The organism is Streptomyces sp. NPDC031365 (assembly GCF_055569765.1).
In genome coordinates, this window is the sequence record NZ_JBVIIM010000019.1 from 26,669 (window position 1) to 40,849 (window position 14,181).

The 14,181-nt window shown below is 72.8% G+C and carries 11 protein-coding genes; 3 read left to right on the top strand and 8 right to left on the bottom strand.

Going from position 1 to position 14,181, the window contains the following annotated elements; translation table 11 throughout:
* Position 1: 1 nt before the first annotated feature.
* The 4 genes from ACZ5C2_RS25295 to ACZ5C2_RS25310 all read right to left on the bottom strand — a co-directional run bounded on the left by ACZ5C2_RS25295 (position 2) and on the right by ACZ5C2_RS25310 (position 5,399).
* The gene (locus ACZ5C2_RS25295) at positions 2-1,498 is read right to left on the bottom strand and encodes a phytoene desaturase family protein (RefSeq protein ID WP_468795137.1); all 1,497 of its coding nucleotides are present in this window, start codon (positions 1,496-1,498) and stop codon (positions 2-4) included.
* A 421-nt stretch (positions 1,499-1,919) separates the two neighbouring features.
* Entirely contained in the window at positions 1,920-2,549 is a 630-nt protein-coding gene (locus tag ACZ5C2_RS25300; RefSeq protein WP_468795140.1) for a TetR/AcrR family transcriptional regulator, read from the bottom strand.
* Positions 2,550-2,584: 35 nt separating this feature from the next.
* Positions 2,585-4,669, bottom strand: coding sequence for a YhgE/Pip family protein (locus ACZ5C2_RS25305; protein WP_468795143.1), 2,085 nt, complete (start codon positions 4,667-4,669; stop codon positions 2,585-2,587).
* On the bottom strand, positions 4,641-5,399 hold the full coding sequence (locus ACZ5C2_RS25310) for an ATP-binding cassette domain-containing protein (RefSeq protein WP_468795146.1): 759 nt from the start codon (positions 5,397-5,399) through the stop codon (positions 4,641-4,643). Before ACZ5C2_RS25310 ends, ACZ5C2_RS25305 begins: the two co-directional genes overlap by 29 nt.
* A gap of 167 nt (positions 5,400-5,566) precedes the next feature.
* Between ACZ5C2_RS25310 and ACZ5C2_RS25315 the strand changes: the two genes are divergently transcribed.
* The 3 genes from ACZ5C2_RS25315 (at position 5,567) to ACZ5C2_RS25325 (ending at position 7,750) form a co-directional block, all read left to right on the top strand.
* The gene (locus ACZ5C2_RS25315; RefSeq protein ID WP_468795149.1) at positions 5,567-6,136 is read left to right on the top strand and encodes an SAV_6107 family HEPN domain-containing protein; all 570 of its coding nucleotides are present in this window, start codon (positions 5,567-5,569) and stop codon (positions 6,134-6,136) included.
* Positions 6,137-6,287: 151 nt separating this feature from the next.
* On the top strand, positions 6,288-7,058 hold the full coding sequence (locus tag ACZ5C2_RS25320) for a methyltransferase (RefSeq protein ID WP_468795152.1): 771 nt from the start codon (positions 6,288-6,290) through the stop codon (positions 7,056-7,058).
* Between the two features lie 290 nt (positions 7,059-7,348).
* Positions 7,349-7,750 (top strand): DUF3040 domain-containing protein, encoded by a 402-nt coding sequence (locus tag ACZ5C2_RS25325; RefSeq protein WP_468795155.1) that lies wholly within the window; start codon positions 7,349-7,351, stop codon positions 7,748-7,750.
* Positions 7,751-8,194: 444 nt separating this feature from the next.
* On the opposite strand, the gene ACZ5C2_RS25330 is transcribed toward ACZ5C2_RS25325, so the two are convergent.
* The 4 genes from ACZ5C2_RS25330 to ACZ5C2_RS25345 form a co-directional block, all read right to left on the bottom strand.
* Positions 8,195-10,546, bottom strand: a complete 2,352-nt coding sequence (locus ACZ5C2_RS25330; RefSeq protein WP_468795471.1) for a transglutaminase TgpA family protein — start codon at positions 10,544-10,546, stop codon at positions 8,195-8,197.
* 47 nt (positions 10,547-10,593) lie between these two features.
* A complete protein-coding gene (locus ACZ5C2_RS25335; protein WP_468795158.1) occupies positions 10,594-11,955 on the bottom strand; it encodes a DUF58 domain-containing protein in 1,362 nt (453 codons plus the stop codon).
* Entirely contained in the window at positions 11,955-12,971 is a 1,017-nt protein-coding gene (locus tag ACZ5C2_RS25340; protein WP_468795161.1) for an AAA family ATPase, read from the bottom strand. Before ACZ5C2_RS25340 ends, ACZ5C2_RS25335 begins: the two co-directional genes overlap by 1 nt.
* Before the next feature lie 259 nt (positions 12,972-13,230).
* Positions 13,231-13,776, bottom strand: a complete 546-nt coding sequence (locus tag ACZ5C2_RS25345) for a beta-class carbonic anhydrase (RefSeq protein ID WP_468795164.1) — start codon at positions 13,774-13,776, stop codon at positions 13,231-13,233.
* Positions 13,777-14,181: the final 405 nt, after the last annotated feature.

Consider the following 14,181-nt stretch of genomic DNA (forward strand, 5'->3'; position numbering starts at 1 on the left):
CTCACTGGGAGCCGCGGAACTCCGGCCCTTCCACGATCAGCCCAGCCACCAGCGCCCCCGACATCCCGGCGTGCGGCAGTCCGCCCCCGGGATGCGACCAGCCCCCGACGGTGAACAACCCCGGAAGCTCCGTGCTGTTGGACGGGTGCAGCAGCCGCCCGCCCGCCGCGGCCAGCGTCGGCACCGGCACCGCGCCGCCCTCCGCGCCGGTTTCCCCGGCGATGTCGGCCGGCGTGCGCACCTCGTGCCGGAGCAGCCGGTCGCGCAGACCGGGTATCGCCCGCTCGGCGACGGCGATCAGGTTCTCGGCGTGCGCGCCCGAGGCGTCCTCGGCCCCCGCGGGCACCACCGACGTCACCGTGACCGCCTCGTGGCCGGCGTCCGGGACAAGGGCCGGGTCGTCCGGCCGCAGCACTGTGACCGTGGGGCGGGCGGGCAGGCCGCCAGAGGCGCCGAACAGCGACTCCAGCTCCGCCTGACGGTCCTCCGTGTGCACGACCGTACGGTGCGGCGTCCCCTCCGGGCGCCCGCCCCGCAGCGCCAGCAGCACCGTCATCCGGCTCGCCGCCCCCCGCCGGGCGGGAGCCCCGCCCGCACCGCGCACCCGTGTCCCCCGGCTGAGCCGGTCCAGCACGCCGGGAGCGACCCCGGCTACCACCAAATCAGCCTCCACCACCGAGCCGTCGGCCAGTTCCAGCCCCGCCGCCCGGCCGTCCTTCTCGAGCACCCCGACGGCCCGGGCACCGAAGTGGAACTCCACGCGGCGGGCCACGCACCGCTCGTACACCGCCCGTGCCAGCTCCCGCATGCCGCCCCGCACGTACCAGGTGCCGAAGGCGTGCTCCATGTACGGCAGCACGGCCGCGCTCGCCGGGGTGTCACGGGGATCGAGTCCGAGAGCGAGCGCATGGCTCTCCAGGAGCGCGGTCAGCCGGGGATCGCGCAGCTCCCACGCTCCGACCTCGGCGAGCGTGCCCGCCGTGCGCGTGCGCAGCAGCTTCCTGTGCGGGACCGCCGGATAGGGCTCGCGCTCGCCCAGGACCTGCCAGTTGGGCCACAGCGGTTCCTCCAGCAGCGGCCGGCGCGAGCGGTCCCAGGCCTCCCGGGCCCGTACCAGGAAGTCGCCCCAGCGCCCGGCGGCCCCGGGGCCGAGGCTCTCCGACAGGGCGGAGACGACACCCGCGCGGGACGCGTTGGGCAGTGACACGCGCGTGCCGTCCGCGAACACGTGGTGCGACGACGGATCGACCTGGGCGAGGTCGACGCACTCCTCCAGTGGCTCCCTGCCGGTCTTCACGAACAGATCACGGTAGACCGCCGGCAGGGGGAGCAGCCCCGGCCCGGTGTCGAAGGAGAACCCGTCCCGCTCCACGCGGCGCAGCGCGCCGCCGTACGTCCGAGTCCGCTCGTACACCGCCACCCGGTGGCCCGCGACGGCCAGCCGGGCGGCGGCCGCCATCGCGCCCATCCCGGCGCCGATCACCGCAATCCGTGCCATGCCAGGGACTGTATCCGCCGCCACGGACAGTCCGTCCCCGAGTACCCGGGCCCACGTCTGGGTGACCAGCCGGTGGCATGGAGTCGTGGGCCCGGGTGCGCACACCTGAGTATTCCCACCCAGTGGCCCGGTTGAGTACGCGCGCGGATGGGGGCCGACCCGCGAGAACGAGAGAGTGGAGACCACGGAGAGGGGCACGGTGCGGAAACCGGCGGCACGGGGCGCCGGAGCCGGACCGGGCCCGCGATCCGCTCCTTCCGCCGGCGCCGTCGGCGGGAGTGAGGCACGGGGGAACCCGGGGGACGACCGAAACGGGGGTCCACGGGGGGACGTACGGGGGAGCAGGGAAGACGCCGGTCCGACCGGTGGCCCGCGGGGGACGCGGCCACCGCCGGACCGGCGCCTCTATGTCCCGGGAGACTCAGGGGCGGCCGCTGACCCGCCCCTGCAGCAGCCGGGACAGCGCCGCGTGCACCTCGTCCAGGGAGCGCTCGGGCTGGAAGGACTTCCAGTCCAGCGCGGCCACCAGCACCATGCCCACCAGGGCCGCGGCCGTCAGCGGGACGTCGATCTCCTCACTGAACTCACCGTTCGCCACACCCTCGTGCAGCACCCCCTCGACCACCGCCACGGCCTGCTGCCGCACCACCAGCAGTGTGGACTGCCAGGCCCGGTTGGTGCGCCACAGCTCGGCCACGTACAGCTGGGTGAAGGCCGGATAGCGGTCGATGAAGACCAGCCCCGCTCGGATCATCGCGTCCAGCGCGTCGACCTTGCCGCCGCCCTGCGCGGCCGTCTGCTCGGCCGCCTCCCGCAGCGAGGCGGTCAGCAGACCGACCCCGTGCCGCAGCAACTCCTCGAAGAGGACCGACTTGCTCGCGAAGTTGTAGTAGACCGTGCCCTTCGCGACGCCTGCCCGCTCGGCGATCTCGTCCACGGTGGTGGCCGAGAAGCCCTGCTCGGCGATGAGGGTGACGGCCGCCTCGTAGAGCTTCTGCCGGGTGGCCTCGCGGCGGGCACTGCCGCCCGGCGTGGTGCTGCTGCTTTCCATGGTCCCGATTCTCACAGGAACGCCGCCGCGCCGGTTCACAGGCTCAGCTCCGGGTGCAGCCGGTCCAGGGTCCACACCTGGCGGCGGCGGGCCGACAGCGCGGTCAGCGCGAGGGCGCCCGCCGTGAAGGCCGCCAGCACGGCGCAGGCCCCCCACACCGGTCCGAGGCCGCCGCCCGTGATGAGCCGCCTCAACGCCTCGACGACGTAACTCATCGGCAGGAACGGGTGCAGCGCGTTGAAGAACGGCGGACTCGTCTGTACGGGGTACGTGCCGCCCGCCGAGGTCAGCTGGAGCATCAGCAGCGCGAGGACGAGGATCCGGCCGGCCGCGCCGAAGCGTGCGTTCAGCCACTGCACGATCGCCGCGAAGCAGGCCGTCACCAGGAACAGGAAGCCCACCGTTCCGGCCGCCCGTGCCATCTGCAGCCCGAGTGCCCAGTGCAGCACCGACATCAGGGTCACCGTCTGCAGCACCCCGATCGCCACCACCGGAAGCCAGCCCGCCAGCGCGATCCGCCAGGCCGAGGCGCCCGCCGCGAGCGCCCGCCGGTTCATCGGCGGGATCAGCATGTACACCACCATCGCGCCCACCCACAGCGACAGCGGGATGAAGTAGGGGGCGAAGCCGGTGCCGTAGTTGGGTGCCTTGTGGGGGTCGCTGGAGACGAGCCGCACCGGATCGGCCATCACCTCGGTGCGCCGGTCGCGGTCCCGCTCGTCGTAGTCGGGGATCTTCCCGGCGCCGTCGTGCAGTCCGCCGGCCAGTTCGCCGGAGCCGTCGACGAGCTTGTAGAGGCCGCCCCTGAGATCGTCCGCACCGGTCTTCAGCTTGCCGACGCCCTTGTCCAGGCCCCGGGCGCCGGTCTCGGCGGTGCCGAGACCCTTGTGGAGCTTCTTCGCCCCGGCGGCGACCTTGCCGGCCCCGGCGTCCAGCTTGTTGATCCTGGTGACGGCGTCGTCGAGGTCCTCGGAGAGGTGCGGGGCCCGGTCGGCGAGCGCCCTGGCCTGCTTCTCCAGGGTGGCGAGCTGCCCGTCGAGCTTCTTGAGGTCCTCGCGGTGGTCGGTGACCAGGGCGCCGACGTCCTCAGCGACGGCCGACGCCGTGGCGACCGCGTCCCGGGCCTTCTTCAGGTCCGCGCAGGCGGGATCGGGCAGGGCGGGGTCCTCGCAGCGCGCCCTGTGGACGTCGTCCATGGTGCCGGACGCCGCGCGGGCGTCCTTCGCGGCCGCCGGTGCCTCCTCCTTCAGCGCGTCGAGGTCGCCGCGCAGCCGGCCGGCGGAGTCGGCGACGAACCGCGCGGTGCCGCCGATGGCCTTCTCGTTGTCCTTCAGGAACGGTCCCACCTCGGCGTCGACCGCGTTGACCTCGCCGGCGAGCTTCCGGGTGCCGTCCGCGACCTTCCTGGAACCGTCCTCGAGGTCGCCCGCGCCGTCGTGGAGGTCCTTCAGGCCCTTGGACAGCTTGCCGCTGCCCTTGCGGGCGTCCGTGAGGCCGTCGGCGAGATCCCTGGAGCCCTTCTCCGCCTTTCCGATGCCGCCGTTCAGCTTGTCGGCGCCCTCCGCCGCCTTCACGGTCTCGCCGTGGATGCCGGAGAACGAGACGAAGATCCGGTCCAGGAAGGTGCGCGAGGTCTTCGTGGACGCGGCCCGGCGCACCTCGCCGAACACGGTCCGGGAGATCTGCCCGACGATGTAGTTGTTGGCGTCGTTCGTCCGCACCCGCAGGGCACCGGTCTCGGGGGAGTCGCCCGAACTGGACGCGATACGGCGGCTGAAGTCGGCGGGCACGGTCAGCGACAGGTAGTAGGCGCCGTCCTCGACGCCTCGCCGGGCCTCGTCCGCGCTCACCTCCCGCCAGTCGAAGGTGTCGCTGTCACGCAGACCCTCGGCGATGTCGGCGCCCGCGGTGATCCGCCTGCCGTCGGCGCTCGCCCCCGTGTCGTCGTTCACGAGCGCCACCGGGATACGGTCCAGCCGGTCGTACGGATCCCAGAACGACCACAGGTACAGCGCGCCGTACAGCAGGGGCAGCACCAGCAGGGCGACCAGTGCCGCACGCGGCAGCGTGCCCCGGCCGAAGCGCCGGAGCTCAAGAGCGGCCAGTCTCGGCGAGCGCATCGGCTGCCGCCTCCTTCGCCTCGTCGGGCGTGTCGGTTCCGGTACGGACCACGACCGCGTCGCGCGGTGCCTCGCTGCACACAGCCAGCACGGTGACGCCGGTGTCGGTGACGGACCTCAGGAGGGCCCAGATTTCACCCCGTTCGGCGGGGGAGAGCTTGAGATCGGTGTCGTCGAGCCCGAGCAGCCGGGGACGCCCCAGCAGCGCCAGCGCGAGCGACAGCCGCAGCGACTCCATCCGCTCCAGGTCCCGTACGGCCGTCCGCGGGCCCTTGGGCAGGGCCGCGAGGTCCAGACCGGCCGTGGCCAGCGCGGTGTCGACGCGCTGCCTCTCCCCACGCGTGCGCTCACCGCGCGGACGCGTGAGGACACCGGGGAACGAGCCGCCGAAGCGGCGTCCCAGCAGTGCCTGTTCGCGCAGGTGCTCGCCGACGGTGAAGGCCGGGTCGAGATCGGTCACACCGGTGACGTGCGCGAGGGCGCTGCGGCGGCGTACGGCGGCCATCCGCCCGGGCAGCTCCAGCCCGCCCACGGCGGCCGCGCCGGCCGTGGGCCGCATCCGTCCGGTGAGTGAGAGCAACAGGCAGGTGCGGCCCGAACCGGACGGCCCCTCCACCGCGATCAGCGAACCGGGCTCCGCGTCGGCGGAGACGCCGCGGAACGCCCAGCCCCGTGGCCCCTTGAGACCGAAGTCGTCGGCCGTGACGGCGAGTCCGAGTGGACCGTCCACAAAACGCTCTCCCTCTTGAACTGACTGGTCAGTGCAAAAGCTAGCTCGAACGGTCGCTCGAGACAAAAGCCCAGGTCAGAACGGATTGTCAGTGGCATACCTCACGATGTGTACATACGGCACCCCGTCTCGGGGCGCGCCGTCACGAAGACGACAGGAGGTTCGTCATGGCCAACTCGTCCGCAGCCGCCGCCCGTCGGCGCCGCGCAGCCGGCCCTGCACCCTCACTGAACGGCCCGGCGAGCGACATCCACCCCGTACTGCGCCGCGCCGCGGCCCCGCCCGCTGCCCTCGAACTGCTCGCCCAGGCCCGTGCCGGACTTGACGAGGCCACCGTCCTCGAGACATCGAACGAGCGCTATGCGACGGCCCATCTCGCCGCCCTGCGCACCGCCGCCGCCGTACTCGCCGCGCGTGGCAGGCCCGAGACCTCGCCCCGGGGCCGGGCCAGGATCCGGAGCGCCTGGGAAGTGCTCCCCGAGATCGCGCCGGAGCTCACCGAGTGGAGCGCGCTGTTCGCCTCCGGAGCCCGGCGCCGCGCCCGGGCCGAGGCGGACATCCAGGGCGCGGCGACCGTCCGGGACGCCGACGACCTGATACGGGACGTGACGATGTTCCTCCGGCTGGTGGAACGCATGCTGGTCCTCCAGCCGGTCCTGCCCCAGCCCCGCACCGACAGGGACAGGGGCGCTTCCGAGGGGCGCGGGGAACTGCACGAAGGAGGACTGGGGGCCTAATCCTCGGGGACGGTCCGGGAAGGGGCGGCGGCGGGGGGCGAAACACCGTAGGTCCCCGCCGCGGGCCCCGGCCGGATGACCGGCCCCCACGGCGCAGGCCATAGGGTGGACAGCGCACCAAGCCCGATCGCCCCGCCGAGGAGTCACTACCGTGTCGGACCCGATGCGACCCCGCGCCGCTCTCCGTACCGCCGTGGTCTGGGAGGTCCTCCAGGACGCCCTGGAACGCCGGGTCAAGGCGACCGGACGACAGGTGCTTGACGTCCTCGACACCGGCGGTGGCAGCGGCAACTTCGCGGTGCCCCTCGCCCGCCTCGGTCACCAGGTGACCGTCGTCGACCCCAGCCCGAACGCGCTGTTCGCCCTGGAGCGCCGCGCGGCCGAGGCCGACGTCGCCGACCGGGTCCGGGGCGTCCAGGGCGACGCTCACGGTCTGCTGGACGTGGCCGAGCGCGGCGGCTACGACGTCGTGCTGTGCCACGGCGTCCTGGAGTACGTCGACGACCCGGCCGAAGGCGTGCGCAACGCGGTGGCCGCACTCCGCCCCGGGGGAGTACTCAGCCTGCTCGCCGCGGGCCTCGGCGGCGCCGTGCTCGCCCGCGCACTCGCCGGTCACTTCACGGAGGCCAGGCAGGCGCTCGACGACCCGAACGGCCGATGGGGCACGGGCGACCCCGTGCCGCACCGCTTCACGGCCGGGCAGCTGACCTCACTCGTGGAGGGCGCGGGCCTCTCGGTCGGCGCCGTGCACGGTGTGCGGGTCTTCGCCGACCTCGTCCCCGGCGTGCTCGTCGACACCGAGCCCGGGGCCCTGGACGCCCTGCTGAAGCTGGAGGCCGCCGCGGCCGAGCTCGCCGCCTTCCACTCCGTGGCCACCCAGCTTCATGTACTCGGTGAGACACGAGGGGCCTCCGGGGCCTGAGCCGCGACCTGTGACGCGCCGCTGATCAGCGACGCGTCCGGCGGGTCCCCCGCGCATGGACTGCGCCACAGGCCCCCCGAATGGCGGCGGGGCGCCGTATGATCGAGGGAGACCGCCCGGGCATGACGGGTCGGCCGCCGGGGAATGAGAAGCCTCAGCGGGCCGGGACGTGATGGCTGGTACCGGTTGGCCAATTTGGCGTAGAGGGGCGGGTTTCACGGGGGCGATTCCCTGCCTATCCTGAAGGGACCCCCGGGTCGCCCCGGCGACTGCACGATGAGGAGGACTCCGTGCCGCTCTCGGAGCACGAGCAGCGCATGCTCGAGCAAATGGAGCGAGCGCTGTACGCCGAAGATCCCAAGTTCGCGACGGCGCTCGAGGGAAGCGGACTGCGTACGTACACCCGGCGACGGGTCTACCAGGCGGTCGCGGGCTTCCTCGTGGGTATTGCGCTCCTCATGGCCGGTATGGTCGCCCAGCAGGTCTGGCTCAGTGTCGTGGGATTCCTCGTGATGCTGGGCTGCGCGGTCCTCGCGGTGACCGGCTGGCGCAAGGCGCCCAAGCCGGGTGAGCAGGCAGCCGGTGCCACGGACACCCCGCGGGCGGGTCGTCAGGGGAGACAGCGCCGCTCCATGATGGACCGTATCGAAGAGCGCTGGCAGCGGCGCCGTGACGAACAGGGCGGGCGGTAGGCTCCGCCTTCCGGCCCATCAGGACATGGTTCAGGGGGTGACCACCACGTTGGTGGTCACCCCCTGAACCATGTCCTGATGGGCGCTGCCCCGGCGGTCGTGCTGTCTTCAGTCGCTGAATGGGACAGGGCGCTCCGGGGCTGGTGCCGATCGGGTGCGTTGTGCCGCCCCGCGGTTCACCGGCCGCCCGCCGTCGGTGTGGTCCGGGGGCAGGTGCCGCGGCCCGGCGCCGACGGGGTGCCGACGAGCCCACCCGTGCCGCCCTGCGGCACGCCTGCCCGCGGGAGCGGTTCGCCTGCGGTCGGTGGCGGGAGCGGGCCCGTGGGCGAGTGCAAGGATCCGTGAGCGGCCCGTGGGCGGGTGCGGGGATCCGGGGAACAGCCCCCGTGGGGGGCGGCCGATGAGCCTCGGCCCGCGGGGACGTCCCCGCGGGCCGCGTGTGTCTCAGCTCTGCTGGCGGGACGGTCGTCGCCAGGTCGGGCGGAGGGCCAGGAGGCGGGCACGGAGGCGGGCACGGAGGACCGACCACCGGGCCGACACCGCCCAGGTCACCCGAACCACCGACCGCGGGGCGAGTACCGTCCGCAGCCACGCCCGCCGGCCGGCCGTGCTCCGCAGGCCCGCTGCCACCGCGAGCACCTCGTCCGTCAGCCCTGCCACCGGCCGCGGTCGTGGCGCGTACAGGACCTGCTCCACCGCGCCGGCGACCCGGTGCACCGATTCCGCCGCACTCCGGTCGAGACGGCCGATGCGCACGATCCGGGCGGCCGCCCCGCGCGGGGTCAGCGACTCGTCGGGCGCGATGCCGTAGTCCCACGCAGTGTCGGTCAGCTCGTCCCAGACGGCCAGAACGTGCGGCGCCGCGTCCGCCTCCGACCGGCCGTGTCCGCCCAGGCGCACCGCCCGGGTCCGCAGCCGCCAGAGCATCGGCGACAGTGGCAGCGCCAGGACGGCGAGACCGGCCAGCGCCCACATCAGCAGCGCGTACCACTTCGGCCCGTCGCCGCCCGTCGGCAGTGCCGCCTGCGGCGACTCGCTCCCGCACCCGTCCAGCTTTCTGCGCTCCGCAGTGCAGCTCTCGCTCTCCGAGGGCGCCGCTGACGGCTCCTCGGGCGCTGCCCGGGACGGCAGCGCCGGATCGGGCACCGCGCTGCCCGTCACGTCCGGCACGGTGTACGACGGCGTCGAACCCCGGGTCGGGGTCGGCTCGAAGCGGGTCCAGCCCACGCCCTCGAAGTACAGCTCCGGCCAGGCGTGCGCGTCCCGCAGCCCGACCGCGACCGTGCCGTCCGCCTGCGGGGTGCCGGGCGCGAAGCCCACCGCGACCCGTGCCGGTATGCCCAGGGAGCGGGCCATCGACGCCATCGCGAAGGAGAAGTGCACACAGAAGCCCTGCTTGTCCCGCAGGAAGCGGGCGATCGCCTGCGAGCCGCTGCCGACGTCCACTTCGGTGTCGTACTCGAAGCCGCCGTTCAGCGTGAAGTACTCCTGGAGCCTGACCGCCTGGTCGTAGGCGTTGTCCGCGCCCTGGGTGACCTCGCGGGCCGTCCGGGACACCACGGCCGGCAGCGACTCCGGCAGCTCGGTGTACTCGCGCTTCAGGGCGGGCGCCGGCGCGGGTGCACCGGCCAGCTGCTCCGGGGTGGGCTCCACCTGGAGGCTGCGCACCTCGTAGGTCAGATCGCGGGTGTTCTGGCCGTGGTCGCCGACCAGCGTCATGCCGACGGGTTCGTAGCGCCAGTCGCCCCGGATGCTCACCCCGCTCGGCGGATACGGCATCGGCAGCCAGCTCTGGCCGTACCAGTCGGCGGTCGAGACCGTCGTGCCGACCTCCGTGCGCGCGATGTCGGGGCCGAGGCCCGGCGGGGTCGGGAACCTGCCGTCGGGCACCGTGGTGATGGACCGCTTCGACGGCTTCCACGTGGTGCCGTCGAAGTCGTCCAGGGACACGATCCGCAGATACAGGTCCGACACGTCCGCCATCTCGGAGCGCACCGACAGCACCTGGCGGTCCTCGTCCACGTTCAGCGAGTCGCGCAGCGACACCAGCGGGTTCACCGCGGAGATGGTGCCGCCCCCGCCGCTGCCCGAGCCGACGCCCGAACCGGCGGGGTCCAACAGGCCGCCGTTCATCGCGGGCAGGCCGAGCGGCACCACCAGGGCGATGCCCACCGCGAGCACACCGATTCGCCGTCCGGTGCGCACCGGCGCGACGGCGCCCGGCTGGTCCGCGCCCGGGCCGCGTGCCGTCCCGCTGAATACCCGGCCCCACTGGGAGAGCCGGTCGCGCCCTTCGGCGAGCAGCATCATCAGATAGCCGGCCGCCGCGAGCAGGAACCACAGCCAGTCGATGCCGTTGTCGGACAGTCCCGCGGCCACCGAGTACAGCGCGAGCAGCGGAAGCCCGGCCGGGGCCGAGCTGCGGAAGGTCACCGCGAGGGTGTCCACCAGCAGCCCGATCACCAGGACCCCGCCGATCAGCATCAGCCGGATGCCGTCGGACAACGGGGCCGGGATGGCGAACCGGCTGACGTCGTTCCCGCCCTGCTCCAGCAGCTCGGCGAAGAAGCGGAAGGCGTCCGGGCCGGGTATCAGTCCGGCGAAGGCGTGCTCACGCGCGAACACCAGGGTCAGCAGCACCAGTGTGACGAGAAGCTGCGCCGCCACCGTCAGCGGACGCGCCAGCGGTACCCGCCGGGCGGCAGCGCCCACACCGGACTGCACCGCCAGCAGCAGGATCGACTGGATGAGCCAGGTCGCCTCGTTGACCAGGGGCAACAGGGCGCACGCTGTCATCAGTGTGGCCGCCCACGCGCAGATGGCCAGCCTCGCCCGCCCGCTGATCACGGTCCCTCCCCACCGCCGGCCGCGGCCAGGCCCGACCGCTCCCGGTCCGCCTGCCGCCACAGCTCGTTCAGCGAGATCCCCCGCGGAACTCCCAGGGCGGTCCAGCCCGCCTCGCGCAGCATCCGCAGCCGCTCCTCGCCCTTGTCCAACGGGCCGGGCACACCGGTCGGTTCCCGCAGCCAGGTCTCACTGTTCAACAGGAAGGCGAGGGCGCCTCCGCTGCGCTGCCGCATCCGGGCCAGCACCGCGGCCTGCTCCTCGTCGAGGTCGCCGAGGAAGGCCACCAGCAGCCCCTCGTTCCCGCTGCGCAGCACGTCGTAGGCGCGGGACAGACCTTTGCCGTCGGAATGGTCCACCACGGCGAGGGTGTCCATCATCAGGCCGGCCGCGTCCGCCGACTCCTGGTTCACCCCCGCGAAACCGTCGGACCCCCCGCCCGGCACCGAGCTGCCGGTGTCCGTCAGCAGCCGCACCGAGAAGCCCCGCTCCAGCATGTGCACCAGCACGGAGGCCGCCCCTGACACCGCCCACTCGAACGCCGAGTCCGGTCCCACGCCCTCGTAGGCGATGGCCCGGGTGTCCAGCAGCACCGTGCACCGGGCGCGCTGAGGCTGCTCCTCGCGGCGCACCATCAGCTCGCCGTAGCGCGCGGTGGAGCGCCAGTGCACCCGGCGCAGATCGTCGCCGTAGCGGTAGCCGCGCGGGATGACGTCGTCCTCGCCGGCCAGCGCCAGCGAGCGCTGCCGCCCGTCGCCGTACCCCTTCGCCTCGCCGCTCAGCCGTACCGGTGGCAGCGGCTCCACGCGCGGAATCACCGTCAGTGTGTCGAACGTCGAGAAGGACCGGGTCAGCTCGCACATCCCGAACGGGTCGGACAGTCGCAGCTGGAGCGGGCCCAGCGGGTAGCGGCCGCGCAGATCGGAGCGGACCCGGTAGGACACCTCGCGGCGTCCGCCCGCCTCCACCCGGTCCAGTACGAACCGCGGGCGCGGTCCGAGCACGTAGGGCACCCGGTCCTGGAGCATCAGCAGACCCGTGGGCAGCCGGGAGACGTTGTCCATCCGCAACTGCACCCGCGCCTCGGAGCCGGCGGGCACCCGCCCGGGGGCGAGCCGACGGCTGCCGGCGACCCGGTAGCGGGTGCGGTAGAGCACGGCCGCGCACACCAGCGGCAGCACCGCCAGCAACAGCCCGACCCGCAGCAGATCGCTCTGCCCGAGCACATACGCGCAGACCGCGGCGGCCACGCCGGCGGCCAGGAAGGAACGCCCGCGAGTGGTGAGCCCCGCCAGAGCGGTCCTGATACCGCTCCGGTCGCCCGTGTCGCCGTCCGTGTGAACGGCGCCGGCGGTGGTCATCACGACCTCCGGGGCAGCTGCCGGCCGCGGCCGAGGCCGCTTCGCTGCGGGGTGTCCGCGGGCACTGCGGTGCGCTGGAGGATCTCCTGCACCACCTGCTCGGGGGTACGGCGGTTGAGCTGGGCCTGGGCGGTGGGCAGCAACCGGTGGGCGAGTACGGCGACGGCGAGTGCCTGCACGTCGTCCGGCAGCGCGTAGTCCCGGCCGCTGAGGGCCGCCGATGCCTTCGCCGCGCGCAGCAGATGAAGTGTCGCGCGCGGCGAGGCACCGAGTCTGAGATCGGGGTGCGTGCGGGTGGCGGCGACCAGGTCCACCGCGTACCGGCGGATCGGTTCGGCCACGTACACGTCGCGTACCGCCTCGATGAGCTTCAGGATCTCGTGCGCGTGCGCCACCGGCTGGAGGTCCTCCAGCGGGGAGACGCCCCCGTGCACGTCCAGCATCTGCAGTTCGGCCTCCGCGCTCGGGTAGCCGACCGAGACGCGGGCCATGAAGCGGTCGCGCTGGGCTTCCGGCAGCGGATAGGTGCCCTCCATCTCGACCGGGTTCTGCGTCGCCACGACCATGAACGGGCTGGGCAGTTCGTAGGTCTTGCCGTCGATGGTGACCTGGCGCTCCTCCATCGACTCCAGCAGCGCGGACTGGGTCTTCGGCGACGCGCGGTTGATCTCGTCGCCGATCACCACCTGCGCGAAGATGGCGCCCGGCTTGAACTCGAAGTCACGGCGCTGCTGGTCCCAGATGGACACACCCGTGATGTCCGAGGGCAGCAGATCCGGCGTGAACTGGATCCGCCGCACCGAGCAGTCGATGGACCGCGCCAGCGTCTTGGCCAGCATCGTCTTGCCGACGCCCGGGACATCCTCGATGAGCAGATGTCCCTCGGCGAGCAGTACGGTCAGCGAGAGCCGTACGACCTCAGGCTTTCCCTCGATCACGCCTTCCACCGAACTCCGCACGCGTTCCACGACGGCGGTCAGATCAGTGAGGCTCGCTCGATCGTCATAGGTCGTCACCCGGCCCTCCTCGGCCTTTCCCCACGCTCCGCGAAGGAACGGGGGACCCCAAATGTCCCGGGCCGACACCTTGTCTGCGGACCGGCCCACCCCGAATCACGGACACCACGCGGGAATAGTTCCGCGTGACACCACTCCCGCATTCTTGCCGCCGTTACCGATTCGTGTCACTCGCCTGTGGACAACTGACAGCGATATGTCAGGTCTTACGACCGGAACGGCTCCGGAGTTCAGATGGGTTCCGGGGCGGGCGACCAGGTCAGGCGGGGTCGACCTCGCGCAGCAGGCCCGACTTCACGTCGAAGACGAATCCGCGCACATCGTCGGTGTGCAGCAGGAACGGCGAGGTGCGCACCCGCTGCATCGACTGGCGCACGTCCTGGTCGACGTCCCGGAAGGCCTCCACGGCCCAGGCGGGGCGCTGGCCCACTTCCATCTCCAGGTCGTGCCGGAACTCCTCGGTGATGGATTCCAGGCCGCAGTTGGTGTGGTGGATCAGGACCACGCTGCGGGTGCCGAGCGCCCGCTGGCTGATGGTCAGCGAACGGATCACGTCGTCGGTGACGACGCCGCCCGCGTTGCGGATCGTGTGGCAGTCGCCGAGCGAGAGACCCAGCGCGTCGTGCAGGTCCAGGCGCGCGTCCATACAGGCCACCACGGCCACGTGCAGGACCGGGCGGGCGTCCATCCCGGGATCGGCGAAGGCGGCCGCGTACTGCTCGTTGGCTTCGACCAGACGGTCGGTGACCGTGCCGGGGGCGGTGGTGTTCGGGGAGCCTGCGGGAACCGATGCGGAAGTCGTCATACTCATGACGGTACTGGTCACGAGGGGAACAGGCCCGTTGTGAGACGGGACAAAGAACGTCAGCGATCCTTGTTGTGAGGTAATCCACAGGAGTGATGTGAGCCCCCTCCCAAGGGTGATCCGTCCGACGTATCCCTTGACTCGGAGCGCGGGCCGCGACGCGCAGGCCGGTTGATTGACCGGGCGGGACCGTGGACTAAAGTGACGCCAAGCGGGAGGCGAGAGTGCCCGCTGCCATGATTTCCCCCGGAGACCCAGGCCACGGGCCAGGGAATCTCCCCGCGTGCGCGGCGCGTACGTACGGCTCGGCCTCCTCCTGCCGCCGCTCGGCCGACGCCTGTGGCGCCGGCCGCCCCTCAACCGGGGGAGGGCGGGGACCCGGCGGTGCGTGAACGCCGCGCCGGT

What these genes read in the sequence shown, in the direction of transcription:
- ACZ5C2_RS25330 (WP_468795471.1), bottom strand. Translation starts at nt 10,546, where the DNA reads ATGACAGCGTGCGCCCTGTTGCCCCTGGTCAACGAGGCGACCTGGCTC.
- ACZ5C2_RS25295 (WP_468795137.1), bottom strand. Translation starts at nt 1,498, where the DNA reads ATGGCACGGATTGCGGTGATCGGCGCCGGGATGGGCGCGATGGCGGCC.
- ACZ5C2_RS25345 (WP_468795164.1), bottom strand. Translation starts at nt 13,776, where the DNA reads ATGACGACTTCCGCATCGGTTCCCGCAGGCTCCCCGAACACCACCGCC.
- ACZ5C2_RS25335 (WP_468795158.1), bottom strand. Translation starts at nt 11,955, where the DNA reads ATGACCACCGCCGGCGCCGTTCACACGGACGGCGACACGGGCGACCGG.
- ACZ5C2_RS25300 (WP_468795140.1), bottom strand. Translation starts at nt 2,549, where the DNA reads ATGGAAAGCAGCAGCACCACGCCGGGCGGCAGTGCCCGCCGCGAGGCC.
- ACZ5C2_RS25305 (WP_468795143.1), bottom strand. Translation starts at nt 4,669, where the DNA reads ATGCGCTCGCCGAGACTGGCCGCTCTTGAGCTCCGGCGCTTCGGCCGG.
- ACZ5C2_RS25315 (WP_468795149.1), top strand. Translation starts at nt 5,567, where the DNA reads ATGGCCAACTCGTCCGCAGCCGCCGCCCGTCGGCGCCGCGCAGCCGGC.